The organism is Quyinboa sediminis (genome assembly GCF_042219855.1).
GTDB lineage: Bacteria > Bacteroidota > Bacteroidia > Bacteroidales > UBA5342 > JBHJHP01.
Map to the genome: position 1 here is coordinate 605,921 of NZ_JBHJHP010000003.1, position 27,000 is coordinate 632,920.

At 39.7% G+C, this 27,000-nt stretch carries 26 protein-coding genes; 18 read left to right on the forward strand and 8 right to left on the reverse strand.

Annotated elements, in window-relative coordinates:
• Positions 1-16 precede the first annotated feature (16 nt).
• From ACE1EF_RS10475 to ACE1EF_RS10485, 3 genes are all read left to right on the forward strand, one after another.
• Positions 17-709 (forward strand): response regulator transcription factor, encoded by a 693-nt coding sequence (locus tag ACE1EF_RS10475; RefSeq protein ID WP_375720611.1) that lies wholly within the window; start codon positions 17-19, stop codon positions 707-709.
• Positions 687-2,087 carry a sensor histidine kinase gene (locus tag ACE1EF_RS10480; RefSeq protein WP_375720612.1) on the forward strand — a complete coding sequence of 467 codons (1,401 nt, stop codon included), beginning with the start codon at positions 687-689 and terminating at the stop codon, positions 2,085-2,087. Before ACE1EF_RS10475 ends, ACE1EF_RS10480 begins: the two co-directional genes overlap by 23 nt.
• A gap of 70 nt (positions 2,088-2,157) precedes the next feature.
• The gene (locus ACE1EF_RS10485) at positions 2,158-2,793 is read left to right on the forward strand and encodes a rubrerythrin family protein (RefSeq protein WP_375720613.1); all 636 of its coding nucleotides are present in this window, start codon (positions 2,158-2,160) and stop codon (positions 2,791-2,793) included.
• A 97-nt stretch (positions 2,794-2,890) separates the two neighbouring features.
• Here the strand turns inward: ACE1EF_RS10485 and ACE1EF_RS10490 are convergent, their stop codons facing one another.
• Both ACE1EF_RS10490 and ACE1EF_RS10495 read right to left on the reverse strand, forming a co-directional pair.
• Positions 2,891-3,304 (reverse strand): hypothetical protein, encoded by a 414-nt coding sequence (locus ACE1EF_RS10490; RefSeq protein ID WP_375720614.1) that lies wholly within the window; start codon positions 3,302-3,304, stop codon positions 2,891-2,893.
• A gap of 89 nt (positions 3,305-3,393) precedes the next feature.
• Positions 3,394-5,193 carry a glycoside hydrolase family 15 protein gene (locus ACE1EF_RS10495; RefSeq protein ID WP_375720615.1) on the reverse strand — a complete coding sequence of 600 codons (1,800 nt, stop codon included), beginning with the start codon at positions 5,191-5,193 and terminating at the stop codon, positions 3,394-3,396.
• A gap of 100 nt (positions 5,194-5,293) precedes the next feature.
• Here ACE1EF_RS10495 and ACE1EF_RS10500 point away from each other — a divergent pair, with 100 nt between their 5' ends.
• Positions 5,294-7,507 carry a bifunctional alpha,alpha-trehalose-phosphate synthase (UDP-forming)/trehalose-phosphatase gene (locus ACE1EF_RS10500; RefSeq protein WP_375720616.1) on the forward strand — a complete coding sequence of 738 codons (2,214 nt, stop codon included), beginning with the start codon at positions 5,294-5,296 and terminating at the stop codon, positions 7,505-7,507.
• Here ACE1EF_RS10500 and ACE1EF_RS10505 read toward each other — a convergent pair.
• Positions 7,467-7,982, reverse strand: coding sequence for a hypothetical protein (locus tag ACE1EF_RS10505; RefSeq protein ID WP_375720617.1), 516 nt, complete (start codon positions 7,980-7,982; stop codon positions 7,467-7,469). The genes ACE1EF_RS10500 and ACE1EF_RS10505 overlap by 41 nt on opposite strands.
• 135 nt (positions 7,983-8,117) lie before the next feature.
• Here ACE1EF_RS10505 and ACE1EF_RS10510 point away from each other — a divergent pair, with 135 nt between their 5' ends.
• Positions 8,118-9,425, forward strand: a complete 1,308-nt coding sequence (locus ACE1EF_RS10510; protein ID WP_375720618.1) for a pyridoxal phosphate-dependent aminotransferase — start codon at positions 8,118-8,120, stop codon at positions 9,423-9,425.
• On the forward strand, positions 9,415-9,960 hold the full coding sequence (locus ACE1EF_RS10515) for a hypothetical protein (RefSeq protein WP_375720619.1): 546 nt from the start codon (positions 9,415-9,417) through the stop codon (positions 9,958-9,960). The genes ACE1EF_RS10510 and ACE1EF_RS10515 overlap by 11 nt, the downstream gene beginning before the upstream one ends.
• A gap of 78 nt (positions 9,961-10,038) precedes the next feature.
• Here ACE1EF_RS10515 and ACE1EF_RS10520 read toward each other — a convergent pair whose 3' ends face one another.
• Positions 10,039-11,487, reverse strand: coding sequence for a TrkH family potassium uptake protein (locus ACE1EF_RS10520; RefSeq protein ID WP_375720620.1), 1,449 nt, complete (start codon positions 11,485-11,487; stop codon positions 10,039-10,041).
• Between the two features lie 15 nt (positions 11,488-11,502).
• Positions 11,503-12,834 carry a Trk system potassium transporter TrkA gene (gene trkA, locus ACE1EF_RS10525; RefSeq protein WP_375720621.1) on the reverse strand — a complete coding sequence of 444 codons (1,332 nt, stop codon included), beginning with the start codon at positions 12,832-12,834 and terminating at the stop codon, positions 11,503-11,505.
• Between the two features lie 293 nt (positions 12,835-13,127).
• Here trkA and ACE1EF_RS10530 point away from each other — a divergent pair, with 293 nt between their 5' ends.
• Together ACE1EF_RS10530 and rpsO are read left to right on the forward strand one after the other, a co-directional pair.
• Positions 13,128-13,865, forward strand: a complete 738-nt coding sequence (locus ACE1EF_RS10530) for a YwaF family protein (protein WP_375720622.1) — start codon at positions 13,128-13,130, stop codon at positions 13,863-13,865.
• Between the two features lie 147 nt (positions 13,866-14,012).
• A complete protein-coding gene (rpsO, locus tag ACE1EF_RS10535; RefSeq protein WP_375720623.1) occupies positions 14,013-14,285 on the forward strand; it encodes a 30S ribosomal protein S15 in 273 nt (90 codons plus the stop codon).
• A gap of 52 nt (positions 14,286-14,337) precedes the next feature.
• On the opposite strand, the gene ACE1EF_RS10540 is transcribed toward rpsO, so the two are convergent.
• Complete coding sequence (locus ACE1EF_RS10540; protein WP_375720624.1) at positions 14,338-15,135, reverse strand: class I SAM-dependent methyltransferase; 798 nt, start codon at positions 15,133-15,135, stop codon at positions 14,338-14,340.
• A 330-nt stretch (positions 15,136-15,465) separates the two neighbouring features.
• Here ACE1EF_RS10540 and ACE1EF_RS10545 point away from each other — a divergent pair, with 330 nt between their 5' ends.
• From ACE1EF_RS10545 to ACE1EF_RS10590, 10 genes are all read left to right on the forward strand, one after another.
• Positions 15,466-15,720, forward strand: coding sequence for an RNA recognition motif domain-containing protein (locus ACE1EF_RS10545; protein WP_375720625.1), 255 nt, complete (start codon positions 15,466-15,468; stop codon positions 15,718-15,720).
• Between the two features lie 12 nt (positions 15,721-15,732).
• On the forward strand, positions 15,733-15,933 hold the full coding sequence (locus ACE1EF_RS10550; RefSeq protein WP_375720626.1) for a cold-shock protein: 201 nt from the start codon (positions 15,733-15,735) through the stop codon (positions 15,931-15,933).
• 8 nt (positions 15,934-15,941) lie between these two features.
• Positions 15,942-17,024, forward strand: coding sequence for an NAD(P)H-dependent flavin oxidoreductase (locus ACE1EF_RS10555; RefSeq protein WP_375720627.1), 1,083 nt, complete (start codon positions 15,942-15,944; stop codon positions 17,022-17,024).
• A 15-nt stretch (positions 17,025-17,039) separates the two neighbouring features.
• Entirely contained in the window at positions 17,040-17,492 is a 453-nt protein-coding gene (locus ACE1EF_RS10560) for a cold-shock protein (protein WP_375720628.1), read from the forward strand.
• Between the two features lie 140 nt (positions 17,493-17,632).
• Positions 17,633-18,043: a secondary thiamine-phosphate synthase enzyme YjbQ gene (locus ACE1EF_RS10565; RefSeq protein WP_375720629.1), complete on the forward strand. Its 411-nt coding sequence runs from the start codon at positions 17,633-17,635 to the stop codon at positions 18,041-18,043.
• A complete protein-coding gene (locus ACE1EF_RS10570) occupies positions 18,043-18,837 on the forward strand; it encodes an O-methyltransferase (protein ID WP_375720630.1) in 795 nt (264 codons plus the stop codon). The genes ACE1EF_RS10565 and ACE1EF_RS10570 overlap by 1 nt, the downstream gene beginning before the upstream one ends.
• Before the next feature lie 194 nt (positions 18,838-19,031).
• Positions 19,032-20,060 carry an OmpA/MotB family protein gene (locus ACE1EF_RS10575; RefSeq protein WP_375720631.1) on the forward strand — a complete coding sequence of 343 codons (1,029 nt, stop codon included), beginning with the start codon at positions 19,032-19,034 and terminating at the stop codon, positions 20,058-20,060.
• A complete protein-coding gene (locus tag ACE1EF_RS10580) occupies positions 20,060-21,049 on the forward strand; it encodes a GSCFA domain-containing protein (protein ID WP_375720632.1) in 990 nt (329 codons plus the stop codon). Before ACE1EF_RS10575 ends, ACE1EF_RS10580 begins: the two co-directional genes overlap by 1 nt.
• The gene (locus ACE1EF_RS10585) at positions 21,046-23,487 is read left to right on the forward strand and encodes a bifunctional UDP-N-acetylmuramoyl-tripeptide:D-alanyl-D-alanine ligase/alanine racemase (protein ID WP_375720633.1); all 2,442 of its coding nucleotides are present in this window, start codon (positions 21,046-21,048) and stop codon (positions 23,485-23,487) included. The genes ACE1EF_RS10580 and ACE1EF_RS10585 overlap by 4 nt, the downstream gene beginning before the upstream one ends.
• Before the next feature lie 200 nt (positions 23,488-23,687).
• Positions 23,688-25,334, forward strand: coding sequence for a DEAD/DEAH box helicase (locus tag ACE1EF_RS10590; protein ID WP_375720634.1), 1,647 nt, complete (start codon positions 23,688-23,690; stop codon positions 25,332-25,334).
• A 76-nt stretch (positions 25,335-25,410) separates the two neighbouring features.
• Here ACE1EF_RS10590 and ACE1EF_RS10595 read toward each other — a convergent pair whose 3' ends face one another.
• Together ACE1EF_RS10595 and ACE1EF_RS10600 are read right to left on the reverse strand one after the other, a co-directional pair.
• Positions 25,411-25,989, reverse strand: coding sequence for a methyltransferase family protein (locus tag ACE1EF_RS10595; protein WP_375720635.1), 579 nt, complete (start codon positions 25,987-25,989; stop codon positions 25,411-25,413).
• 49 nt (positions 25,990-26,038) lie between these two features.
• Complete coding sequence (locus tag ACE1EF_RS10600; RefSeq protein ID WP_375720636.1) at positions 26,039-26,998, reverse strand: bile acid:sodium symporter family protein; 960 nt, start codon at positions 26,996-26,998, stop codon at positions 26,039-26,041.
• Positions 26,999-27,000 lie beyond the last annotated feature (2 nt).

Below are 27,000 nucleotides of genomic sequence, written 5' to 3' on the forward strand. Positions count from 1 at the left end.
ATAAAACTATTTTTTAATGCGTATACTCATTGTTGAAGATGAACCCGGAATAGCCAATCTTTTAAAAGAAGGTCTGGAAGAGGAATCTTATGCTGTAGATGTGGCATATGAAGGACACAAAGGGCTTGAACTTGCTCTGACCAATGATGGTGAATATGATGTCCTTTTGCTTGACTGGATGGTGCCCGGTATCACAGGTCTTGAAATTTGTCGTCAGGTCAGAAAGGCCGGTTCTGTAGTTCCCGTTATCTTTCTTACAGCAAGAGACACAGTGGATGATACTGTTTTTGCTCTTGATATGGGGGCGAACGATTATATTAAAAAACCATTTTCATTTGATGAGCTGCTGGCCAGGATAAGGGTTCAGCTTAGGGCCGAAAAATCGGATACTTCATTACTGAAAGTCGGGGAATTGACCATGAACATGGAATCCCACCAGGTGTTCCTGAAAGGAGAAGAGTTAGCTATGACCCAAAAAGAATTCGCGCTATTGGAGTATTTAATGCGAAACAAGGAAAAGGTCTGTTCCAGAACCAGGATCATTGAACATGTTTGGGATATTCATTTTGATTACGACACTTCTGTTATTGATGTGTATATTAATGCCTTGCGTAAAAAGATTGATTCAGGAAGGAATTCCAGTTACATCCGTACCATCAGAGGTGTTGGATATCTGATTAAAGACAATGAAAAAAAGCAAATACAGTAACCGTGTAGCACTCAATTTTATGCTGGCTTCGGCCATCCTGTCCAGCGGAATTTTCCTTACCGTTTATTTTGTGGTTCATTCTACCGTATATAATCATCTTGAGGGAGATTTGGATGCAGAGTCGCTGGAGTTGTTTAACAGTGTTGTGGTGCTCAGCGATAAAATTTACTTTGCAAATCCGAATGAGTGGCTTGAGAATGAACATGGACAGATTGAGGTTAATCCGATTTTTATTCAATATGCTGACAGTTCCGGTTCAGTCATAAAAAAGTCTCCAAATCTTGTGAACGGATCGTTACGCGTTTATAAAGACAAATCAGCAAAGTTTAATTTTAAGGATGTAATTTCCGGATCGCAGATTTATCAGTTGCAGGTACCGGTTAAGAACCTGCAGAGTAAAATACTGGGTTTTATTTCTGTTGCCATGCCTCTGGAGGATACACTGATGGTACTGAAGAATCTCCGAATCATATTAATTATTGCTTTCCCTTTGGTTTTGCTTATTCTTTACTTTATATCGGATTATATTGCCCGGAAAAGTATTGAACCTATCTTCAGGTTAACAAATACGGCACAGGAAATAACACATGAAAATTTAAAAGAGCGAATTGAACTGCCGGGGCGAAAGGATGAACTGTATACATTGACAGAGACCATTAACGGATTACTGGACAGGCTGCAGAATGCTGTGCAGCGCGAAAAACAATTTACCTCCGATGCTTCACATGAACTGCGGACTCCACTTTCCATTTTAAAAAGTACACTGGAACTTATGCTGAGAAAACCGCGTGAAGTGGAGTATTACGAAAATAAACTCAAATATGGTCTTTCTGAGATAGACCGCATGTCGGAACTTGTAGAGCAGCTGTTGTTGCTGGCACGCTATGAAAGTGGAAAAGAAACCCTTGTATATTCTGAAGTACAAGCGGTAAACCTTATTCCTGAAGTGTTATCCAGACTTGAACCCCAATTAACTAAAAAGGATATTAGTTTTGATATTAAACTATCGGAGTCGTTGAAAATTCGTGGTGATAAATTTATGTTGAGCCAAATATTTGACAATATTATCACCAATGCCATAAAGTATTCAGATCCTGGAGGGATGATTCGTATTTTTTCTGAAACGTCAGGTGAGCATGACTCCATTGTGATAGAGGATGAAGGGGCAGGTATGCCACAGGAGGAGCTTACGAAAATCTTTGAGCGGTTCTACAGGACAGATCAATCCCGCAACAGTAATGTGGGAGGGAACGGACTGGGGCTTTCGATAGTAAAGCGTTTTTCAGATATACTTGGCATTACCGTTAAAGTAAACAGCAAACCCGGATCAGGCACTTCGTTCCGGTTAATCTTCACCAATAATTTAAGTGATTCTTAAGGTTTCTTTCAGGTTCTTCTCATCGTGTCGGCCGTAGATTTGTGACAGTTAAAATTAAAAACAAAAAGTTATGAGAACAGTAATGACCTCTTTATTTTTAGTATTTGTTCTGGTTTTCACGATAACGACAGATGCAGAGACCCCTCTGGCAATGAATTACCAGAAATCAGTTCAGGATTTACAAAATGCATTCAAGGGTGAAACAACCGCGAGTACCAAATATGCATCATTTGCGGATAAGGCCGAGAAGGAAGGTTACGACAGAATTGCGCTGTTATTCAGGGCTGCATCCAAAGCAGAAAGCATTCATGCAGGGAATCATAAGGCCGTTCTGGAAAAAATGGGTGCCGACGTTCCCGCAGTAAACCCGGAATTTGAAGTTAAAAGCACAAAGGAAAATCTTGGTGATGCTATTTCCGGAGAATCATATGAAATTGCAACAATGTATCCCGATTTTATCAAGGATGCATCGGCAGAAAGTGCAAGTCTGGCAATGATCTCATTTAACTATGCCTATCAGACAGAGAAAAAGCACAAGGCAATGTATGAAAAAGCCCTGGATGCTTTAAACGCTGGTAGTGCCGGTTCATTACCTGATCTTTATATGGTTTGTACAACCTGTGGGAATACTTACGAAGGCGAAGCCCCGGCCAGATGTGGAATCTCAATGACCCCTAAAGAGCGATTCGTGAGAATCAAATTGTAATAAACAGGTTTCTATGGTTAGACATCAGGAAATAGTAAACCTGAAAATGAGACCCGGCTCAAAAAGGCCGGGTTTTTTTGTGGATTGATCAAAAGTATTAGTGAGCTACAGATTCGTCTGTTTCATTAATCCATGCATTTGCCTTATCGAACGTTGTAAACGTTTTTATTATCAATCCGTTGTGTTTTGCATACTGAGCGATCAGATATACAATTATTGAAACCGATCCTACAGATACCAGGGCTATTTTATTTTTAAGCTTTTCTTTTTGTTTAATCAGTTTGGCTTTTATACTTTCAATTTCGTTGTAGGATGGGTTAAATTTTATTTCAGTCAGATCAACGTTAAATTTTAGGTTCTCATGAAAGTCGGGATGGTTCATGACCTTATTTAGTGCTTCAAGAGATTCACTGATTGATATATTTCCGACCGCTTTAATATTGCAAATATTTTCTTCAGTATTAAATTGATGCATAAATCCATCTCTCACATTTCCATTCTCAAATATCATATCGATCAGGTATAAAGTATTATTTTAAAGTGGCGGCAAAAGTACAACCCTCAGTAATACAAATTTATGATTTTTATTAGGTCTTAAAATTACAATTCATGCACTGTATCCAGATGTATCTCTTCGCCGGAAAGCATAATGGCTGTTTCTATTAAAGCCAGATGCGAATAGGCCTGAGGGAAGTTTCCCAGCAACCGTTTAGTTTTAAAGTCTATATCTTCACTATACAGCCCCAGGTGATTGCTGTAACTCAGAATTTGCTCAAAAAGCTTTTTTGCTTCTACCTTTTCCCCTATTTTGTATAAGCTGTTAATCAGCCAGAATGTACAGATGGTAAATGCGGAGGAGGGGACCCCAAAGTCATCTGTATTACGATACCGGTACATCAATCCGTTATGAACCAGTTGTTTTTGTGTGGCTCTTACCGTAGAGATATATCTTGGATGCTTTGCATCGATAAAGCCATAAGCCTCCATCAAAAGGGTGGATGCATCCAGTTCCCGGGAACCATAGCTTTGTGTATAAGCACCTATCTCTTCGTTCCAGGCTTTTTTATGAATATCCTTTTCAATATTATTGCGTAGTTTTTCCCAGGGCTCAATGTATTCATTCTGTTTAATGAGTTTAGCAATTTTCAGACCCCTGTCGACAGCCACCCAGCACAGCACCTTGGAAAAGGTAAAATGCCGCTGTTCATTCCGAATTTCCCAGATTCCGCGATCCGCTTTTTTCCAGTTGCGTTCTACGCTTCTCAGTATGCTTCTTGTAATGGTCCAAAGCTCCTCACTGTTTTGCAATGATGTTTCATAGAGTTTGAACTGCTGATACATAACATCCATCAAAACGCCATAAATATCGTGCTGTTTCTGTTTGTATGCATCGTTGCCTATACGCACCGGCTTTGATCCTTTGTAGCCACTGAGGTAATCCAGTGATTTTTCTGTCAGTTTCTTTTCACCGTTTATGCCATACATGATTTGTATCTTATCATCCTTATCTGAAATGATATCAATAATAAAATTCAAATACTGTCGGGCAACGTTCATATGACCGAGTCCTGCCATAACTTTAATTACCATTGAGGCATCTCTGATCCAGCAAAAGCGATAATCCCAATTGCGTATTTCTCCAATAGTTTCCGGCAGAGATGTAGTCAGTGCAGCGATAACAGCACCGGTTTTATCGTAGCTCAACAGTTTTAAAGCAAGTGCACTGCGGATGATCTCGTCATTATAATTTGTGTACAGCATTGTTCTTTCCGACCAGTTTAACCAGTAAACTTTTGTCCGCTGCAGCTTTAGATAGCTGCGCTGAACAGACTGCGGCAGGATTTTCTGATTGTAGGAAACTAAGAAATAAGCATCTGAAGTCACTGTTATTTTTTCGCCTTTCAGAATGGTTTCAAAATCTATATCTGAATAAAGGTACAGGGAATCATATGTTCCTTTCAAGGTATGACTTTTTACATAACCATCGTGAATATAGGTTTCGGTTTCATACTCAGCATATTCCAGTTGTGGGTCGTATTTAACAGAAAACTCCGGTGCGCCCTTTATATGCTTAATGAACCGGATAATATCAGGCGGACAATAATAACCTTCGGCTGATTCATTTTTATAGCGGGGCATAAAATCAACAACCTCAAATATGTTTTCCCCGTTATCAAATCGTGTAGATAAAATATTTGTATTTTTTATGTATTTCTGGCTGATCCGGTAAGATTTATCGGTTAAGATTTTAAAGCTACCACCCTTATTATCATCCAGTAAGGCTGCGAAAACCGATGAAGAGTTAAAAGCCGGAAGACAGAACCAATCCAGTGATGCATGCTCAGAAATGAGCGCCGCGCTACGGCAGTTCCCAACAATTCCGTAGTTTAAGTTGTTCATTTTTAATATATTTGTAAGTGTACGCAGTAAAATAAATCAAAAACCTTTAGTATTTCAAGGAATCCCCGTATTTAAAAGAAAAAAATACAACTTTATATATATGAGTAAAATTTTAATTGTTTCAAACAGATTACCTAATCAGATTACCATTGAGGAGGACAAAATTTCAACAAAACCAAGTGTTGGTGGTCTGGCCACCGGAATGAAATCAGTTTACAAATCCAGTGAAGGAGAGTGGATAGGATGGCCCGGTTTTAATAATGAAGATGTAACCCCGGAACAAAAAACTGAAATCGAAAAGCTGCTGAAGTACGATAACTGTATTCCTGTTTATCTGGATCAGCAGGATATGGATGAATATTATGATGGTTTCAGTAACAGTACAATTTGGCCCCTATTTCACTATTTTGCGCAATATACGGAATACAATCAGGAATTCTGGGAGGCGTATAAATCAGTGAATCATAAATTTGCCGATGTGATATTGAAGAACCTTGAAGGTGTTGATAAGGTCTGGGTTCATGATTATCATCTGATGCTTTTACCAAAGATTATAAAGGAGAAACGACCGGATATTTCTATTGGCTTCTTTCTTCATATTCCATTTCCCTCTTATGAGATTTTCAGAATACTACCGTGGCGTGAAGAACTTCTTGAAGGTGTTTTGGGTGCAGACCTCATTGGATTTCATACCTATGATTATCAGCGACATTTTACCAGTAGCGTCAGACGATTGCTTGGATATGATGTACAGATGAACCAGATAAATCTGGGTGACCGCATCGCAACTGTAGATGTATTTCCCATGGGAATTGATTTTGAGAAATTCAGTAAAGCATCAGAGAACAGCATTATGAAGGCGGTTCATGACAAATCAGAAATCCGCCAGGAACTGGAGAAGTATCAGCTCCTTGAACCGGGTCGTAAACTCATCCTTTCAATTGACCGGCTCGACTATTCAAAAGGTATTCCTAACAGGTTACATGCCTTTGAGCGTTTCCTTGAAAAGTATCCGAAGTATATCGGTAAGGTTACCTTGATTCTGCTGGCTGTACCTTCGAGGGTAAAAGTGGAGCATTACCAGGAGATGAAAAGCGAGATTGACGAACTGGTTGGACGCATTAACGGAAAATATTCCAAGGTTAACTGGACACCGATATGGTATTTCTATCGTTCTTTCCCGTTTGATAATCTGATTGAACTTTACAGCTCAAGTGCAATAGCTTTAATTACACCCGTAAGAGACGGAATGAATCTTGTCGCCAAGGAATATATTGCTACAAGAACTGATAATAAAGGTGTTTTGATCCTGAGTGAGATGGCCGGCGCTACAAAGGAACTGGGTGAAGCACTGATCATCAATCCCAATAATTTTGAACAGATTGCAGATTCCATTTTTGAAGCCCTTAATATGCCTGAAGAAGAGCAGATTGAACGCAATATTATGTTGAAAGAAAGACTCCGACGGTATAATGTTGAACGTTGGGCAAATGATTTTCTGAAGGCTTTAATAGAAACGGCAAGCAACAGGGAAAAATATCTGGCTAAAAAACTCAATGACAACCTTATTCAGTCGATTAAAAAGGATTATGATAAAGCGCAGAAACGTGTTGTTTTCCTGGATTACGATGGAACGCTTGTCGGTTTTAAAAAGAACCCCAAACAGGCCAGCCCTGAGAAAGAGGTGTATGATATTCTGGATAAACTGGCAGCAGATCCTAAAAACCAGGTGGTCCTTATCAGCGGTCGTGATAAAGAAGTCTTCACTGAATGGTTTGATCAACGTGACTATACACTTATTACAGAACATGGTGTCTGGATCAGAAAACCCGGAGGTGACTGGGAAATTATTGAACAGATGGATAATGACTGGAAATCGTTTATAAGGCCTGTAATGGAGCTTTATGTGGACCGGACACCTGGTTCATTTATTGAAGAGAAGAATTATTCGCTGGTCTGGCATTACCGGAAAGCAGATCATGAACTCGGAGCAATGCGTGCTCTTGAAATCAAAGATGAATTAACCAGTATGATTGCCAATCTGAGCCTTGAGATTATGGAAGGCAGTAAGGTAATAGAAATCAAAAACTCCGGAGTGAATAAAGGAAGAGCAGCAGAAAAATTATTACTTAATTCAAACGAACAGTTCGATTTTATTTTAGGTGCCGGCGACGACTGGACGGATGAATATCTTTTTGAGCGCCTGCCGGAAAGTGCAGTGACCATAAAGGTGGGCATTGTAAATACACAGGCCAAATATAAAGTAGACAATTTTAAGGCCGTCCGAAGTTTCCTGAAAACACTGACTGAATAACTGAATCAGTTAAACTGATCGATCCCTTTCTGAAGATCATTGTTTCTTCAGAAACGGGATCATATAGGGTAATCAGGTAATAATACGTCTGTTGTTCAATTATCCTGAATTTAAAATTCCAGGTATAGTAACACATACACCTGCAATAACAGCTTTCCTGATCAACCTTGCAGGTGTCTTTGATTTTAATAAAAAGAGTGTCGTTGTTGAAATCTGTATGCGTCTCAAAAGGGGCACAGCAAATATATCTGATGCCTATGAAGGCATTCAGAGTATCGTCGTTCATCTGAATCAATAATGTATCCTGCTCTTCTAAAAGAATACTTTTTATTTCGGTACTTAAATTCCTTAAATTACAACCTCCAGGTTGAACCGAAATATATTCAATTTTGACTGTATCTTCTTTATTTGGGTCTTCACACGAAATGGTGCAGTAAGATAGCAAGATAAGGGCTATGCATAAAAGTTTTTTCATGGGATGGGATTTTGACTAGTGTAAATTTAGGGAATTATATATTCTGTTTCTGCATAGTAAAAGGAGTATTTTTATAACAATTATCATGACGATATCGATGCGGGTTTTGTATTTTTAAGGTCCAAAAAAAGCAACATGACACACAACATTATTCAGGAAGAAATCATAGATGAAATAGCAGAAGAACTGGCAATAGAGGATTTGGGAAAGGCAACAATCAGGGAAATCGTATCGTTGGTGAATAAAACCGAACAATATACACATGAGAAATACATTCGCATGGAGATGGGTGTTCCCAGTCTTCCGCCTCCTGAAATTGGCATTAATGCTGAAATAGAGGCACTCAGAAAAGGTGTAGCTTCTAAATATCCTATGCTTGAGGGACATCCTGAACTGAAAGATGAAGCATCGCGGTTTTTTGAAGCCTTTCTGGATGTGGTTATATCCCCTAAACACATTGTGCCTGTTGTCGGGACTATGCAGGGAACCTATATTTCATTTATGACAGCAACGCAGGCGATGACAGGAAAGGATCATGTACTTTTTATAGATCCGGGTTTCCCCGTACAAAAACAGCAACTGCAGGTGATGGGAATAAAATACAGAACGTTTGATGTATACCGGTACCGTGGCACATATCTCTCAGATAAACTGGATGATATGTTGCATGATGGCAAAGTTGCCTGTATTATCTACTCAAATCCTAATAACCCTTCATGGATATGTTTTACGGAGGAGGAACTTCGGATCATTGCAAAGAAAGCTGATGAATATGGTGCTATAATTATAGAAGATCTGGCCTATTTTGGAATGGATTTCAGAAAGGATCTTGGAAATCCCTACGAACCACCTTATCAGCCAACTGCCGCGAAGTATACCGCCAATTATATCATCCACATGTCCAGTTCAAAGGTGTTCAGCTATGCCGGACAACGTGTGGCACTAACTGCAATTTCCGATCTGTTGTATGAAAGTAAGTTTAAAGCACTTTACGAACGGTATGGCGTTTCATCTTTCGGGGCCACATATGTTACACGCATATTGTACGCATTGACGGCCGGAACATCTCACTCAGCTCAGTACGGACTTACTGCTATGCTTAAAGCTGCCAATGAGGGACGGTTCAAATTTCTGGATGACGTAAAGGTTTATGGGAAGCGGGCCGGAATTATGAAAAAAATGTTTCTGGACAATGGATTTCATCTTGTTTATGAAAAAGATATGGATCAGGAACTGGCAGATGGTTTTTATTTTACGCTGGGTTACAAAAGTATGACCGGAGGAGAACTGGCGCACCGTTTAATATATTACGGTATCAGTTCCATATCGCTGGATACAACAGGAAGTCTTCAGCAAGGCATAAGAGCGTGTACTGCATTTGTTACCGAAGATCAGTTTGATGATCTGGAAAAAAGGATTAAAGCTTTTACACATGACTTCTGAATCGCATAGTCTGGAAGACTTTATTCATACAGATCTGGTGTTGTCGGCTCTTCCGGAGCTAAGCAGGAAAGCTGCTTCAGATCCGGAATTATTTAATGAGCTGTGGTCTTTTGTCAGACGGCGTGAACCAAAATTATCATGGCGGTCAGCCTGGATTCTGGATCATGCAACAGAAAAACAACCTGAATTGCTTGATCCTATTCTTGTTGACGTATATAAGGAACTTAACGCGACAGGAGATGATATGGATGGCACAGTCAGGCATTTAATGAAATTTGTGTTACGACGGCCGGTGCTGGAAGAGGAGGGTGGTTATCTCATTGATAAATGTATGCGTTGGTTAATGACGAATGATACTCCCGCTGCAATCCGGGTTCATTCTCTGGAATACCTTCATAATATTTATCTGATGATGCCGGAATTTGAAAATGAGCTGTTGTCCGTCATTGATGCCAATATGGAAAAAGGATGCTCTCCCGGACTTATGGTGAGGTTGAAGAGAGTAAGGCTAAGCATTGAAAAGAGACGAGTGTGAAAGGTGATAAGCTAAGGGGTACTCGGAATAGCGTCTTACATCTTATGTCTTGAGTCTTATGTCTTATATATCAATGCGTTATTTTCGCCAGAATGCAGCACTGAACATCACAATGATGGTAAATAATTCCAGTCGGCCAAGAAGCATAAGAAAGGATAGAAACCATTTTCCAAAATCCGGAATATAGGCAAAGTTTGCAGCCGGACCAACTTCTCCGATTCCGGGACCTATATTCCCGATACATGTTACCACCGCACCAACACTGGTTTCAAAATCAATGCCCAAAGCAGAAAGTACGACGATACTGACAATGATGCTTATCACATAAAAGACAAAAAATGCCAGCACATTTGTAACAATCTCCGGTGCAACAACTCTTGAATTATAGCGGGCCGGAATAATGGCATTAGGATGGATCAGCCGTTTCAACTCATAGGAACTGTTCTTAATCAGCATAACAATGCGTACGATTTTTATACCACCACCCGTTGACCCGGCGCTACCGCCAAAAAACATAAGAATAAAAATCAGGATGGATAAAAGTGGAAACCATGTCAGGTAATCTGCTGTAGCATATCCCGTGGTAGTTATAATGGATACCACCTGGAACAAGGCATCCCTGAAGGCATGTTCAAGTCCCAGACCATGTTTATACATTAAACCGGCACCGATAATAAGTGTAAAAAGGATTACAAACCCAAGGTAAAACCTGAATTCTTCGTTTTGGATTACTTTTTTGGGCTTTAGCTTAATGGCAAAATAAGTCAGAGTAAAGTTTGTTCCGGCCAGAAACATAAATAATGTTATAATGTATTGGATATATGGTGATTCCCAGTAGGCCACGCTGGCTTGTTTTGTTGAATAACCACCGGTTGCCATTGTCGTAAAAGCATGACATACCGAATCAAAAATATCCATACCGCCAAAAGTAAGGAGTGCAGTCTCAGCTATGGTTAAAGCCAGGTAAATACCCCAGAGGCGTTTGGCTGTTGATGTAATCTTAGGATGTAGTTTGTCAGGTGTCGGCCCCGGAACTTCTGCTGCAAACAGCTGCATTCCACCAACACCCAGAAATGGTAATACGGCAAGTGATAACACAATAATACCCATACCACCGAGCCACTGAATAATGCTTCTCCAGAAGAGGATACCATGTGGCAATGCTTCAATATCGTTTAGTATGGATGATCCCGTGGTAGTAAAGCCCGACATGGTTTCAAAAAAACTATCGGTGAATGACGGAATGTAATCCCCTATATAAAACGGCAACAATCCAAAAAACGAAAATACAATCCATACGAGACTAACAATGATGTAACCTTCACGTTTGCCGATTTTCTTTCCAGATTTACGCCCAAGGATTCCGAACAGAATTCCGGTTCCACCTGTAATTCCTGCCGCTTTGATGTGTGACATGAAATCCGGTTCTCCATAGATTAGAGATACTCCGGCAGTGACAAGCATGAAAAATGCTTCTACTGCTAAAAGTAAACCCAGAACCCGGAAAATCAGTTTATAGTTTATCATCAGGGCAGTAAATATTTAGAACAGTTTTTCAATTTTTCTGATGCCTGATGGCAGACAGAATACAATCACCTGGTCGCCCGCGAGAATCTGAAGATCTCCGTGTGCAATAAAAATTTCACCGTTTCTGATTACTGCTCCGATATTAACATCCCGGGGAAGTTTCATTTCGTTAAGTTTTCCGCGGGTTATTTTAGATCCTTCCTTGGCAATAAGTTCCATAACCTCAGCATCAGATGCCGTAAGGCATTTTACATGAGAAACTTCAGCATTTAAAGTTAACTGGTAGATATGGCTGGCTGCAATGCGTTTTTTATTAATTATGGTTCCGACACCAAAATTCTCAGCCAACCCGAAGTAATCAATGTTTTCAACTTCGGCAACGGTCTTTTTGACTCCCATCTGTTTGGCCAGCATACACGACAGAATGTTCGTCTCAGCATTTCCTGTCAGGGCAACAAAGGCATCCATCTTTTCAATCCCTTCTTCCCTTAACAAATCCATATCGCGTCCGTCGCCGTTAATGACCAGTGCCCGGTCCAGCTTATCCACAATTTTAAAACTACGGGCTTTATCTATTTCCACAATTTTAACGTTGTAATAGTCCGGTACATATTGCGCTGTTTTAATTCCAATGCGCGATCCACCCATAATCATCACATTCTTGACATCGAAATTCTTTTTGCCGGCTCTTTCCTTCACGACAGGAAGTTGTGATTTTGTGGTTATAAAATAGACAATATCACCGTCTTCTATCTCGTCATCGCCGGTAGGAATTATGGTATCGTATCCTCTTGTAATAGCAAGTATACGGTAGTTCTCATCACGGGCATCAAGATAGGCCAACGGTTTATTGACGATGGGTGCATTGCCTCTGATTTTTAAACCTATCAGAATGAGTTCCCCATCTGAAAAGTCAAAGAGCTGACGTATACCGGGCATACGAAGCGACTGCACAATTTCGCGTGCAGCAAGCATCTCGGGATAAATCAGAGAATCGACACCGAATCGTTTGAAACGTTCAATATTTTCGGGTTGAACATAATCGTTGTTATCGATTCTGGCTACGGTCATTTTTGCCCCCAGGTCTTTTGCCAGAATGCACGATGTTATGTTTTCCGATTCGTAAGGCGTAACCGCAATAAACAAATCAGCATTTTTAATATTACTGTCCTTTAAGTCATAAATGGATACCGGACTACCTGCATGTGTCATGAGGTCGAAGTTGGCATCCAGTGGCTTTAAATTTTCTTCTTTCTGATCCAGCAGTACGATATCATGTCGTTCTGTGGAAAGCATTTTTGCAAGGTGAGTACCTACTTGTCCGGCTCCTGCAATAACAATATTCATAGTGTTGTTCCTTTCTCGCTAATAGCAAATCAGGTGCAAATTTAATATGAAAAACCCATATGACTAAATTTAGAGTATGAATTACCGTTAAAAATTTGTTATATATCAGTAAGTGTGTAGTTTAACTTAATTTAAATATGGAAAACACGGAAGCAGGAATATGTTTAGCCTGTTTTTAAATCCCTGCGTTACTAAATTTTTTTTTAGTAAAAGATACAGTAAGTCAGACAACTACGCAGCAGGTGTAAATATATTCGTTATATTGTGAGATTATTTTGACCTAATATAAGTGTATGCTAAGGTTTTTTAATCCTGAAGAAAACAGTGAAATCCTGATTCCGATGTATGGAACGATTCATTTGCTGACCCTGGCAGGCGTTGTTCTCCTTGTTTTATTGATGATCATGAACAGAAAAGGTATAAGGAGACTGGCAGGAAACCGTAGATTCATGGTTGGTTTTATCTCGGTTTACATGGTTATTGAGGTACTCTACTGGACGCTAACCTGGGCATTTAAAGTAGAACCGTATTACGAACGATTTCCTCTGCACCTTTGTGCTTCGTTATCTATACTTATGCCTGTTCTGATCCTGACACAGAAATACGATTTATTTCGCTTTTTTTCTTACTGGTCATTATGTGCAGGCTTTATATCTTTTGTAAATCCAAGTTTTATTCATGATGCTCCCTTAAGTTTCCCTTTTATGCATTATCTCATCAGGCACTATTTTCTTTTTACCATCCCGATTTTTATGCAAATAGGTCTTGAATTCAAACATACCTACAGGGAATTTCTGTTGTCTATCGCAAGTCTTGCGGGTTATGCGTTTTTCATCTTTTTACTTGACTGGGCTACCGGTGCGAATTATATGCATCTTGGTAAGCATAATCCATTGGATATAGGCTTCTTGCCTTCAGGTTTTACTGCCTGGCCATGGAGCTATCCCAGCTTTGTGGGTGTGGGGATTATCCTATTGCACCTGGCCTATTGGGGACTCAAAGGAATGGAATTGAAAGATGTGAGAAGATAATATTCTCAGTTTGCTGTTATGTACTGTGTGATCATTTATATGTATGAGATGAATAAAATCAATTTTTTGAACATATTGAAGTGTAAATGTTTGGGAATCACAGAAAAAATGCGTTATTTTGCGCTCCGATTAAATAAATAAATAATTATGAGTTATTTGACACCAGAGAAAAAGCAAGAGATCTTCGGGACTCACGGAAAGTCTAATTCTGATACTGGCAGCCCAGAGGCGCAGATAGCATTATTTTCATACCGTATCTCCCACTTAACAGAACACTTAAAGATCAATAAAAAAGACTTTGCTACTGAACGTTCTTTGAAGAAACTGGTAGGTAAACGTCGTCGGTTGCTTGATTATTTAAAATCAAAAGATATCGAACGTTACCGCTCAATTATCAAAGAACTTGGAATTCGCCGTTAATTCCATTGCTCTAAAAGAATTAAAGCTGCCTTTTTCAGGCAGCTTTTTTTGTTTATATATCAGAATTCTTCACACCCTTTAAAGCATAAACCATCGGAAGCATTTCTTCCATGCCTTTAATCATAAACTTTCCGGGTTCGGTTTCAACTGTATTTTGAAAACAGTCGTAAGGAGAGTAATCAAATTCTCTGAAAATTTCTACTAATATGCCATTTTGTTTTAAAGCTGTAAATACATCGGATAAGGTGTGGTTCCACGAAACGGATTCCAATTTAATAGCCTCGCTGCCATCAGTATATGAACCATTTTCTGTTTCAACGAAGGAGCCGGTGTTAAAATATCCGTATGTTACCGTCGTAAAATCATTGCTGAACATCCATACCACCGGATGGAATTCTGCGAAAATGAAAGTCCCTCCAGGTTTGAGATAATGATTTATAATTCCGGCCCAACGCTCAATATCAGGCAACCATCCAATGGTGCCGTAACTGCTAAATACAATATCGAAAGTTTCGTCAAGGTGATTTGGGAGGTCATAAATATCACAACAAATAAATTCGGCTCTTAAATTGGTGCTCTTGCCCAGTTCCCTTGCTTTCTCAATGGCCACGTCTGAGAAATCCACACCGGTGACAACCGCTCCCATACGCGCCAATGACAAGGTGTCCTGTCCAAAATGACATTGAAGGTGAAGGATCCTTTTACCGGATATATCCCTGAGTAAATCCAGTTCAATTTGGTTTAAGGTATTTCTTCCACTCAGGAAAGATGCATTGTCATAGAATTTTGATCCGAAATGAACTTTGCTCCGTTCATTCCAGAGTTTCCGGTTAATATCAATATAATTCATGGTGTAAGGTAATATTTATAAGCATTTCATCTGATTTGTATTCTCTGTAAATCTGATATAACGTTAAAAAACAGTCAGAAATAATACGCACATTAAATATTAAACGTACATTTGTCGCGATTTCAGGTTTGAAAATTTGTACTTTCATTTTCTAATTTCCATTTAGCTCTTAGTCAATTTCAGTTCACCTTTTTGAATCCTTATTTTATTGACAATGGATTTTTAACGCTTGTAAGTATTTTTAACCTTAGAAAACTGTATTCCGGTTTCAACAGGTTTATTGCTGCAACGTAAATATCTAACGTCAAATCACATATTAAAATTAAATATATGAATATTTATGTTGGAAACCTTGATTATAAGGTTAATGAGTACGATTTAGAACAGTTGTTCAATACATTTGGTTCGGTAAGCGAAGCCAAAGTTATCATGGATAAATATAGTGGCCGCAGCAAAGGTTTTGGTTTTGTAACCATGGATGATGAGGGTGAAGCCAGGAAAGCTGTAGAAGGATTGAACGGCACATCATTTAAAAACAGGGATCTGGTTGTAAATGAAGCCAGACCGCAAAAGTCGCGTTATTGATAATACATTAGTATGCAGAAAGGTAAAGTAAAATGGTATGATGAAATCAAGGGATTTGGTTTTATCGAATCGGAGGGGGATGGCGACATTTTTGTACATCGTACCGGACTTGATAGTCCGTTCAGCGGTTTACAGAATGATGAGGAAGTGGTTTTTGATACGAAGCGGGGAGAAAAAGGCCTTGTTGCGTTTAATGTTAAACTGGTTAATTAATTGCGAGGTTGAAAGGATTTAATATAGGGGACCTGAGAATTCCTGTCCCCATTATTCAGGGGGGAATGGGGATAGGTATATCTCTATCCGGACTGGCTTCTGCCGTGGCAAACATGGGTGGAATTGGTGTTATTTCAACTGTTGGAATTGGGTTTATTGAGGATAGCAGCAGTGTAAACCTTAAGAATAAACATATCGATGCCATCAGGAGAGAGATCCGTAAGGCACGTGAAAAGACGAAGGGTATTCTTGGCGTAAATATCATGTCGGTAATTACAAATTTTGCCGATATGGTACGCACTTCAATTGATGAGGGAATAGATATTATCTTTTCCGGGGCAGGATTGCCACTTGATCTTCCTAAATATCTGGGAGAAGGGATTAAAACCAAGCTGGTGCCGATTGTATCATCAGGAAGAGCAGCCTCTGTATTGTGCGCGAAATGGAAGCAGAATTTTAATTATCTGCCTGATGCCCTGGTTGTGGAAGGTCCTAAAGCCGGAGGACATCTGGGCTTTAAACCGGATGCAATTGATGATGAAGATCAGTCTCTGGAGTTTTTAGTAGCTGAGGTTCTTGAAGTCGCCAGAGATATAAAATCGAAATATGATAAGGACATACCTGTAATTGCTGCAGGTGGGATTTATTCAGGAGACGATATGTACCATATTATGGAAAAAGGTGCAGCAGCTGTACAGCTTGGTACGCGTTTTGTGGCAACTGAGGAGTGTGATGCATCCATTGATTTTAAAAAAGCGTTTATTGCAGCAGTGGATGATGACATACGCATCATTAAAAGTCCTGTTGGATTACCGGGCAGAACCATTGGTAACCGATTCTTAGATGATGCGAGTGCAGGACTGCGGAGACCGGAGATTTGCAAGTATAACTGCATTAAAACCTGCAATCCTAAAACAACATCATATTGTATCGCTGATGCTCTTTTAGCTGCTTATCATGGCAATATGAACGATGGTTTTGCTTTCACAGGTGCCAATGCAGGTAAAGTTGACCGTATATCAACAGTGAAGCAGGTATTTGAAGATTTGATATCTGAATTTAAAAAAAGACAAAATATATTTCAATCGTAATTTTAAAAGTATTTTATGGGAAGATCACAAGAAACCTTTAACAAAAAAGAAGTCAGAAACAAAAAAGAGAAAAAGAGAAAAGAAAAGGAAAAGAAAAGGCTGGCCAGAAAAGAAGGTGATAAGAAAAACAGCCTTGATGATATGATTGCCTATGTGGATGAGAATGGACAGATTACATCCACACCTCCGGATCCTGATAAAAAAACTGAGGTTGAGCTTGATGATATCGAAATCAGCACACCCAAAATGGATGAATCCAATCGTCCAGACCCAGTAAGAAAAGGTATCGTTATCTTTTTCAATGATTCAAAAGGTTATGGTTTTATAAAGGATAAGGAAACACAGGAAAAAATCTTCGTGCATATAAATAACCTGAAAGAGGAGATCAAGGAAGGCAACGTCGTATCCTTTGAAATAGAGAAAGGTCCTAAAGGACTGACTGCCGTAGAGGTTTCTGTTGTGAAATAGGTTACCTGATATGTTTGCTTTTAGGTGTGAATTCAGATCCTAATTGATGCCTCGAAGACATTGAAATGCTCGCTATGGTAACCTGTTGATGCGATTGTTTATTTCAGTTACATGATTATCTTTGTGAACACCAAAACGGTATGCAGCAATTATTTACCATATCTACCAATGTTCATGAAGGTCTGTTTGATATCACCCGGGAAGTTGAACAGATTGTCAGCCGGACAGGTGTAAAGCAAGGATTGGTTTGCGTTTATGTTCAGGGGGCAACTGCCGGGATTATGATTCAGGAAAACTGGGACGATTCTGTTCAAAATGATGTTGTAACTTTATTGCGTAAACTCATACCACCTGGTGTTTGGCAACACGATGCGCAGGATAACAACGGAGACTCTCATTTAAAGGCAGGATTGGTTGGTCCCTCAGAGACTATTCCACTTATAAACGGGAAGATGGGTCTTTCTACCTGGCAAAACATTTTTTTGTGCGAGTTTGACGGACCACGTGATAAACGGGCAGTGGTTGTCACAGTTATTAAAGATCACACTTAATGGGAAACACTTCTTTCAGGATACGATCTTTTATCGTACATCTTTTCACTGCCTTAAGAAACGACAGAGGTTTCGGTGTTCAATCTCCCTTTGCCTATAACCTGTTGAAAGATGCCATTCATGGGGAACATTCGTTTTATGCATTTCTGGATTTACGAAAGGAAAAGAACAGAATGCTTAGGGTAAAACGGAAGATTGAAGTAGAAGATTTTGGTGCAGGAGGGTACAGAAGTTATTGGTGTCCGATATGCGAGATAGTTTTTAAATCCGTTAAATCAAGTGGCCAGCAGGAGATGTTGTTCCGTTTGGTGAACTATATGAAATCTTCTTCAATTCTGGAACTTGGTACCTCGCTGGGCCTTACAACAGCGTATCTTGCTTCAGCAAATCCCAAAGCACAGGTCGTTACTATTGAAGCCTGTCATTCCTGCGCAAAAGAAGCCACAGATCTTTGGAAAAAACTCAGCCTAAATAATATTACACTGATTGAAGATACTTTTGAGAACAGATTGCTGCCTTCACTGAAGCTGCTGAAGAATGTGGATTTCGTTTTTATTGACGGCAACCATACCGGCAAAGCCCTGGAGCAGTATTTTAACCAGGTACTTCCTTTCTGTACTAAGAATTGTATGGTGATTGCCGATGATATTTACTGGTCCGCAGATATGTTTCAGACATGGGAGCGGATACGAAATCATCCATCTGTTCGGGTCTCATTTAACTTATTTCATATGGGTATAATGATCCTGAATTCTGATGTAACACCCGGACATTATAAAGCAATTGTGTTTTAATTGATGAAAGTTTGAAGACTTTTCTGACAGCCTCTTCAAAACAGACCATTATTATGATACCCTTTTACGTACGCTTATACATACATTTATATCAATTTCATGGGAAATGTTAATAAAATGCGTATAGTTTGAATACACTAATTAAGCAGCTTACACGTTATTTTAGTTAATTTGTATAACAAAACTCAAAACTGATGAAACTTCGTAACGTCATTTTATTTCTTACAGCAACGCTAATAATCAGCAGTTGTGTTCCATTAAAATCGTTTAAAGATATTGAAGAGCAAAATAAGAATTTTGCTTCGCAAAATAGCCGTTTAAACCGGGAGAACCGGGAGATGACCGTAGCCAATAAAGAGCTGAATGCTCAAAACGCCAGTCTGGCCAACGAAGTTGATTTATTGGTAGCAGATACATTAAGGCTGGCAAAGAAGGTTCATGATTTACAGTACAGTCTGGATCAGAGCCGCAAGCAATATGATGATCTGATTAGTGCATATGAATCATCTTCGTCGGGAAATACGGCTGAGATGACCCAGTTACTCCAACAACTACAGACTTTACAGAATGATCTTCAGGCACGTGAAGATGCACTGAATTCCACACAGCAGGCGCTGTCAGAAAAACGTAAAAACCTTGAAAATGCAGTGGTTAACCTGGAACAGGCACAACAGGAAATAGAAGCCAGAAATGCCCGCATTCTTGAGATGGAACGAATTCTCCACCAGAAAGATTCTATAATGAACAGTCTGCAGAGTAGGGTTATGGAAGCATTAAAAGGCTATCATGGCAAAGGTCTTCAGGTGCATATGAAAGACGGATTGCTTTATGTGTCTCTGGATGAAAAACTGTTGTTCCAATCCGGAAAATGGGATGTGGATCCCAATGGTGTAGCTGCACTCAATAAGCTGGCCGAGGTTTTGGCTAATAATCCGGATATCCGGGTTATGATAGAAGGTCATACTGACGATATGCCATATAATGGGACAGGCCAGATACTGGACAACTGGGATCTGAGTGTGAAGCGTGCCACGGCAATTGTACGCATTCTACTTAAAAATCCTGGAATTGATCCCAAAAACATTACGGCAGCAGGTCGGAGTAAATATGTACCACTTGATCCTGCTAATACACCTGAAGCCCGCCAGAAAAACAGGAGGACTGAAATTATACTTACACCAAATCTTGACGAATTGATGAAGGTGATTGGAAATGTGGAATAATGGAACTGTCGACTAAAGTTACGATTCATGAGCCTGTTTTACGGCTTGAGCATTATCATCCTGTAATGTTCCTTGGATCGTGCTTTGCTACAAGTATCGGTCACCGATTCATTAAAGGTAAATTCCCATCAGTTGTTAATCCGTTTGGCGTGATTTATAATCCCTATTCTGTTGCCAGTGCTACAGGTTTTTTAATATCCGATGATCCGATACCGGAAACAGCGCTGGTAGAGCATGACGGACTCTGGCACAGTTTCTATCATCACAGTACATTTTCTGCTGAAACCAAATCTGCTTTACTGCAAAAGATTGAAGAGGAGCGCTTGCGGGCTTCTGAATTTCTTAAAAGTGCTGAATGGTTGTTTATTACCTTTGGCACTTCATGGGTTTTCGAGCATCAGCAGACAGGCCTTATAGTCTCTAATTGCCATAAGATTCCTTCAGTACAATTTAACCGATATCGGTTAAATCAGGATGAAATAGTATCGCAGTACAAGGATTTACTGGTTAAACTCAATGTGTTTAATCCGGCACTTAAAGTCGTATTTACCGTTAGTCCGGTGCGGCACTGGAAAGATGGTGCTCATGGCAATCAGCTCAGCAAGGCAGTTTTGCTTCTGGCTGTAGAACAGTTGTGTGAGTGGTTTGATTCAGCCAGCTATTTCCCGTCCTACGAAATTGTGATGGATGAGCTTCGCGATTACAGGTTTTATGCGTCAGATATGTTTCACATGAATGAACAGGCAGTGGAATATATCTGGCAGCGCTTCGCTGAAAAGTGGCTCAGTCGTGAAGCAGTACAGTTGGTAAAAAAAGTTGAGGATATAATTAAAGCAGTCGAACACAAACCCTTTAATCCCAACAGTGAGGCCTATATAGCATTTTTGGAGAATGTGTTACAAAAAGCTCATGATTTGGAAAACAGATTTCCGCACCTTGATTTTTACGCAGAAAAACGTATCTTGAACGATCGTTTATCACAGGTATGATCAACCTCTCTTTAAAAGATATTGCACAAATTACCGGTGGCGAATTAATTGGCGACGGTGATGTGTTGGTAAGCTCTGTTCTGACTGACAGCAGAATCATTGGTAAATCGTCAGGCACCCTCTTTTTTGCCCTGAAAACAACCAGGAACAACGGTCATAAATATATACCGGATCTGTTGAAAAATGGCGTCAACTTATTTGTGGTTTCTGAAAAGCCCAGGGATAAAAAGGTACACGGAATACTGGTAGAAGATACCTTAAAAGCCTTGCAGGAGCTGGCTTTTTATCAGCGCAGACAGCTGCAGGGGAAATTTATTGCTATTACGGGTAGTAACGGTAAAACGGTCGTTAAAGAGTGGCTTTTTCAACTGTTGAGCACCAGATTTAAGGTTTACAGATCACCCCGAAGTTATAATTCACAACTGGGTGTGGCATTATCGCTTATTAATGCAGATCATGGCAGTGAGGTTTACATTATTGAGGCCGGAATTTCTCAACCTGGCGAAATGGAGCGGCTCGAGGAAATGATAGCACCGGATGTAGCTGTTCTTACCAATATCGGCGAGCCACATCAGGAAAACTTTACATCTTATGAGGAGAAAACCCGCGAAAAGCTGGCGTTGTTCAGACATGCTGAGGTTAAGGTTGTTCCCGCGGATTGTGTTCCTCTTCAAAAGTTATTGCTGAATAATTTTACCGGATATTATGCATGGTCATACCATAGCAGTTACGGTGCTTCTGTTTCTGTGATGTCCACAGGTAAGAAATCTGTCTTAACTTTTAAGGGTAGAATCAACCATGAAGTTAGTATTCCTTACACCGACAGAGCCTCTATCGAAAATGCAATAACCTGTTTTTTTACACTACATGCTTCCGGGTTTGATCCAAAGGAATTTGAAATCGTATTTTCAAAGCTGGAGCCGGTTGCAATGCGGATGGAGCTGAAACAGGGGATTAACAATTCTATTTTGATTAATGATTCCTATAACTCAGATATCGGTTCGTTGGCTATTGCTCTCGATTTTTTGTTGCAACAGGCCGGAAGTGGTAAACGGATTAAGAGAGTCATTCTGTCGGACATTGTTCAGTCCGGTAAAAAACCTGAGGATTTATATGATGAGGTGAACAAGTTGCTTGAAGAGAAAGGGATTGATCAGTTAATTGGCGTAGGAGAGGCTATTTCGGATCATGCCGGATTATTCACTATCCCGGGACATTTTTATAAATCGACCGGTGATTTTCTGAAAGATATTGACCAGTTTCATTTTAGTGGTGAAGCCATTCTGATTAAAGGCGCAAGGCGTTTTGAATTTGAGTCGGTAACCGAGCATCTGGCATATAAAGTGCATAAGACCACACTTGAGATTAACCTGAACCGTCTGGCACAGAATATCTCTGTCTTCAGGGGAATGTTAAAGCCGGAAACGCGTATTATGGCTATGGTGAAGGCTTTTGCATATGGCTCAGGATCATTCGAAGTGGCCAGACACTTGCAGTTCCATGGGGTAAATTATCTGGCTGTAGCAGTTGCCGATGAAGGTGTGGAATTACGAAATGCAGGTGTGACTCTTCCTATTGTGGTTATGGCACCCGAAATGCAAAGTCTTGATACATTGTTCAGGTATCATCTGGAACCCGAGATCTTTTCATTTGATATTCTCGATGCTGTGATTGCTGAGGCAAAAGCACTGGGAGAATCATCATATCCTGTGCATATTAAGCTGGATACAGGCATGCATCGCATGGGGTTTTTGCCGGAAGATGTGGATATACTGATTGGGGTTATAAATGATCAGAATTTCTTAAAGATAGAATCCGTTTTTAGTCATCTTGCAGCTGCGGATGAAGCAGACAAAGATGATTTTACCATGGAACAGATCCACCTGTTTGAAAAAAATGCTGAAAAGATAAAGTCAGGAATTGGCTATGAATTTCTGAAACATATTCTGAATTCAGCAGGATCTGAACGGTTTACGGACTACCAATACGATATGGTTCGATTAGGTATTGGAATGTATGGTGTAAGTGCCGCAGGTAACGAAGATCTTAAACCTGTAGGCACGTTTAAAACCATGGTATCTGCAGTAAAAAAGGTCAAAAAAGACGAGACTGTCGGATATGGGCGAAAGGGTGTGCTGACACGTGATTCTGAAATAGCAGTGATACCGGTTGGATATGCAGATGGTCTGGCTCGATTGCTGGGGAACAGAACCGGTTATGCCGTAATCAATGGGAACAAAGTTCCATATGTTGGTAATATATGCATGGATCTTAGCATGTTGGATGTAACAGGTCTAAACATAAAACCGGGAGATGAAGTCATCCTGTTTGGAGATGAACCCCATATCAATACCGTTGCCGAATGGATGCAAACCATACCTTATGAAGTGATTACAAGTATTTCACAACGCGTTAAACGTGTCTTTACCAGAGAATAAATTTCCAGTGAATCATATAATCTTGTGTCTTGTTTCTTTAATCTTAAGTCTTAAAAAATAAACTGTTGCATGTTCAAATAATAAGCTTACCTTTGCGGCTCAAATTTCAGGGGTGACCATCGTATAGAGTTCAATGTTGAAACGCCTGAGGTTTAATCCATTTCGCAGTCTAAGAGTAGACTGTTTAATTTAAAAAATTTATGACATTTTTAGAATCGGGGCTTGAGCCAAATGTTCTGCGTGCGATAGAAGAACTTGGTTTTGTTACCCCAACGCCTATTCAGGCAAAGACGATCCCTCATCTGTTGAGTTCAGATCAGGATATTGTAGCATTGGCTCAGACCGGTACCGGTAAAACCGCCGCTTTTGGTTTACCTATTATTCATTTGGTTCACACCGAATTGAAGACAGTACAGGCACTTATTCTGTGTCCAACACGCGAATTATGTATTCAGATTGCCAGTGACATGGCCAACTTTTCAAAGTATGTTCCGGGACTTGATATTGTATCGGTTTACGGTGGTGCACCTATTGGTCCGCAAATAAAATCGATTAAAAGTGGAGCCCAGATAGTAGTTGGAACTCCCGGACGCACCCTTGATCTGATTAACCGCGGCGTGTTAAAGGTAGATATTATTCAGTGGGTGGTATTTGATGAGGCAGATGAAATGCTGAATATGGGTTTCAAGGAGGATTTAGATGAAATATTAAAAACTACTCCACCGGAAAAGCAGACTTTATTGTTTTCTGCTACAATGCCCGCAGAGATCAGCAGGATTGCTAAAAAATACATGACCGATGCACTGGAGTTTTCTGTAGGCAAAAAGAATGCCGGAGCCGAAAATGTGATTCATGAATATTATATGGTTCATGCCCGTGACCGCTATTCTGCGTTGAAAAGGATTGCAGATATGAATCCTAAAATTTACGGGATTGTTTTTTGCCGTACCCGTCAGGAAACAAAAGATGTGGCGGATCATCTGATCAACGATGGATATAATGCCGATGCATTGCATGGGGATTTATCTCAACCGCAGCGTGACCTCGTTATGAATAAATTCAGACAGGGACATCTGCACATGCTGGTTGCAACAGATGTGGCAGCGCGTGGATTGGATGTAAACGACCTTACTCATGTGATCAATTATAATCTGCCGGATGATCCTGAGGTTTATGTGCATCGGAGCGGAAGAACCGGAAGAGCTGGTAAAAACGGAGTTTCGGTCTCTATTATTCATACCCGTGAAAAGGGAAAAATTAAGCAGATAGAGCGCATCCTGAATAAGCAGATGGAGCATAAAATGGTACCGGGTGGTCGGGCCATTTGCGAAAAGCAACTGTTTAATCTGGTTGATACCGTAGAAAATATAACGGTTGATGATCAACAGATTGACAAATATCTTCCGGTTGTATATAAAAAACTGGAGTGGCTCAGTCGTGAAGATTTGATTAAACGCTTTCTTTCGGTTGAATTTAACCGCTTTCTGGAGTACTACAAAAATGCACCGGATTTGAATGCCGGCGTAAAAGAGGAGAGAAGCGAGGGTGGAAAGAGTGAGAGAAGAAGAGGGAAAAGTGCTAAAGGTGGTAAACGGGGCAACTCCAATATGTCGCGTCTGTTTTTAAATGTCGGATCAATAGATAAACTGAATCCTGCAAAACTGATCGGAATGATTAATGATTTTACCCAGGTAAGAAATATTGAAATAGGGGAGATCGATATTAAAAAGAAATATGCCTTTTTTGAAGTGGATTCCTCTTATGAATCTACCATTATCAAATCGTTTGGCCGGCATAGTCTTAAAGGCCGTAAGTTGAACGTGGAGGTGGCACAGAAAATAAGATAAGTTCAGTCCTTATAAAGCAAAAATCCTCGTTTTTTAACGGGGATTTTTTGTTTAGAGGCAATAGTTATATTCAGTTTTAATATAAAAATGGTAATAGTGCTTTTGTGTTAGATTTATAATCAGAATATTGATTTCCAAATATTTCAGTCAATATTTTTTCTTCTTTTTTTATTTTGATTAAAAATGAAATCAACACAATAAGTACTGCAATAATACCACGGTAATCTCCTACAATTAGCATATTACCCGTAAAAAGCAAAAGTAATCCTGTATAAATTGGGTGTCTGATAAATTTGTAGATGCCCTTTTGAATCAACTCATGATTTTCCTTTTTCTGAACCGATAAGCTCCAGTTTTTACCAATCAGATATCTTGACCAGCATGCTATTATGGCTCCTGCTGAACATAATGAAAGACCTGTTATGCCTACAAAATTAGTATGATTTACAAACTTCTCTCTTAAAAGTGAATGTCCATACCAATCACCAGGCCCTAACAGTACAAATGCCAGCAATAATGGTAACCAATACAAAAAGAATCTGATAATAAATGATTCTCTGCTGTTTGCTCTTTTATATCTCAACCCGGAAATGATCCAGTAAAATAATACTGCCAGCCAGATTATCGTTAAACCTGTTTTGATATAATCACTCATGAAAATTACTTAAAATTTTGTAATTATCAGAATAACAAAATACAGAACTTTATAAATCTCTTTTTCCATGCCTTGATGCGATAAAACTGATGATCAGCAATTGAACTGGATGAAACAGCATAATGGGAAGAAGAAAGATTCCGGTTGAAGCCGAATTCTGAAACAGAATTTTTGCAAATACAGTACCGTGAACCAATGATTTTTTTGTACCACTAAACTGGGCTGTTATCCTGTCTTCCAGATCGAAATGTAACAATTTCGATATATAACCCGTGAGAAAAAAGATGCCGAAGAATAGTACTATGACAGCTCCCATAATGAGTAAAAGATCATAAACATTAATGGAACTGAAAACATTATTTTCGAAGGATTCCGAGAAGCTTTTATAAATGATAAGTAGTATAACGGATTTATCAAATAATGTAAGGTATCTTGAATGTTTGCGTGCAAATTTGCCCCAGAAGCTTTGCAATGTGATCCCTAACGCAACCGGAAGCAGGATTTGTGTAATAAGTCTGATATAAATTTCTCCAAGATTGAAATCAACTGTTGATTGTTGCATGAACAGCCCGATCCACAAAGGTGTTATCACAATTCCAATAAGGCCGGAAATGCTGGCATTAAAAATAGCTGCAGGAATATTTCCCCTGGCAATAGAAACCATAACCACCGAAGATGACACGGTTGAAGGCAGTGCGCCTAAAAACAGAAATGCAAGCCAGATAGTATGTCCGTTTTCTGAAGTTATAAGCGGATAAAACAGCAGAACAACCAAAGGGAAAATAAGGAAGGTGGTGAGTTGAACCAGAATGTGCAGTCTCCAGTTTTGTAGTCCGGTTTTTATCTGTTGCGGGCTTAGTTTAAGTCCGTAAAAAAAGAAGATCAGAGAAATACCAACACTGGCAATCAGATTAAGACGAATGGCACTTTGCGGATCAGCAGCTTGAGGAAAAAACCATGCCAGAGCAATGACCGCAACAATTGCAAGAATAAATTTATCAATTTTCATGA

Coding starts and splice junctions, on each gene's coding strand:
- ACE1EF_RS10475 (WP_375720611.1), top strand. CDS start 17: ATGCGTATACTCATTGTTGAAGATGAACCCGGAATAGCCAATCTTTTA.
- ACE1EF_RS10480 (WP_375720612.1), top strand. CDS start 687: ATGAAAAAAAGCAAATACAGTAACCGTGTAGCACTCAATTTTATGCTG.
- ACE1EF_RS10485 (WP_375720613.1), top strand. CDS start 2,158: ATGAGAACAGTAATGACCTCTTTATTTTTAGTATTTGTTCTGGTTTTC.
- ACE1EF_RS10490 (WP_375720614.1), bottom strand. CDS start 3,304: ATGATATTTGAGAATGGAAATGTGAGAGATGGATTTATGCATCAATTT.
- ACE1EF_RS10495 (WP_375720615.1), bottom strand. CDS start 5,193: ATGAACAACTTAAACTACGGAATTGTTGGGAACTGCCGTAGCGCGGCG.
- ACE1EF_RS10500 (WP_375720616.1), top strand. CDS start 5,294: ATGAGTAAAATTTTAATTGTTTCAAACAGATTACCTAATCAGATTACC.
- ACE1EF_RS10505 (WP_375720617.1), bottom strand. CDS start 7,982: ATGAAAAAACTTTTATGCATAGCCCTTATCTTGCTATCTTACTGCACC.
- ACE1EF_RS10510 (WP_375720618.1), top strand. CDS start 8,118: ATGACACACAACATTATTCAGGAAGAAATCATAGATGAAATAGCAGAA.
- ACE1EF_RS10515 (WP_375720619.1), top strand. CDS start 9,415: ATGACTTCTGAATCGCATAGTCTGGAAGACTTTATTCATACAGATCTG.
- ACE1EF_RS10520 (WP_375720620.1), bottom strand. CDS start 11,487: ATGATAAACTATAAACTGATTTTCCGGGTTCTGGGTTTACTTTTAGCA.
- trkA (WP_375720621.1), bottom strand. CDS start 12,834: ATGAATATTGTTATTGCAGGAGCCGGACAAGTAGGTACTCACCTTGCA.
- ACE1EF_RS10530 (WP_375720622.1), top strand. CDS start 13,128: ATGCTAAGGTTTTTTAATCCTGAAGAAAACAGTGAAATCCTGATTCCG.
- rpsO (WP_375720623.1), top strand. CDS start 14,013: ATGAGTTATTTGACACCAGAGAAAAAGCAAGAGATCTTCGGGACTCAC.
- ACE1EF_RS10540 (WP_375720624.1), bottom strand. CDS start 15,135: ATGAATTATATTGATATTAACCGGAAACTCTGGAATGAACGGAGCAAA.
- ACE1EF_RS10545 (WP_375720625.1), top strand. CDS start 15,466: ATGAATATTTATGTTGGAAACCTTGATTATAAGGTTAATGAGTACGAT.
- ACE1EF_RS10550 (WP_375720626.1), top strand. CDS start 15,733: ATGCAGAAAGGTAAAGTAAAATGGTATGATGAAATCAAGGGATTTGGT.
- ACE1EF_RS10560 (WP_375720628.1), top strand. CDS start 17,040: ATGGGAAGATCACAAGAAACCTTTAACAAAAAAGAAGTCAGAAACAAA.
- ACE1EF_RS10565 (WP_375720629.1), top strand. CDS start 17,633: ATGCAGCAATTATTTACCATATCTACCAATGTTCATGAAGGTCTGTTT.
- ACE1EF_RS10570 (WP_375720630.1), top strand. CDS start 18,043: ATGGGAAACACTTCTTTCAGGATACGATCTTTTATCGTACATCTTTTC.
- ACE1EF_RS10575 (WP_375720631.1), top strand. CDS start 19,032: ATGAAACTTCGTAACGTCATTTTATTTCTTACAGCAACGCTAATAATC.
- ACE1EF_RS10580 (WP_375720632.1), top strand. CDS start 20,060: ATGGAACTGTCGACTAAAGTTACGATTCATGAGCCTGTTTTACGGCTT.
- ACE1EF_RS10585 (WP_375720633.1), top strand. CDS start 21,046: ATGATCAACCTCTCTTTAAAAGATATTGCACAAATTACCGGTGGCGAA.
- ACE1EF_RS10590 (WP_375720634.1), top strand. CDS start 23,688: ATGACATTTTTAGAATCGGGGCTTGAGCCAAATGTTCTGCGTGCGATA.
- ACE1EF_RS10595 (WP_375720635.1), bottom strand. CDS start 25,989: ATGAGTGATTATATCAAAACAGGTTTAACGATAATCTGGCTGGCAGTA.
- ACE1EF_RS10600 (WP_375720636.1), bottom strand. CDS start 26,998: ATGAAAATTGATAAATTTATTCTTGCAATTGTTGCGGTCATTGCTCTG.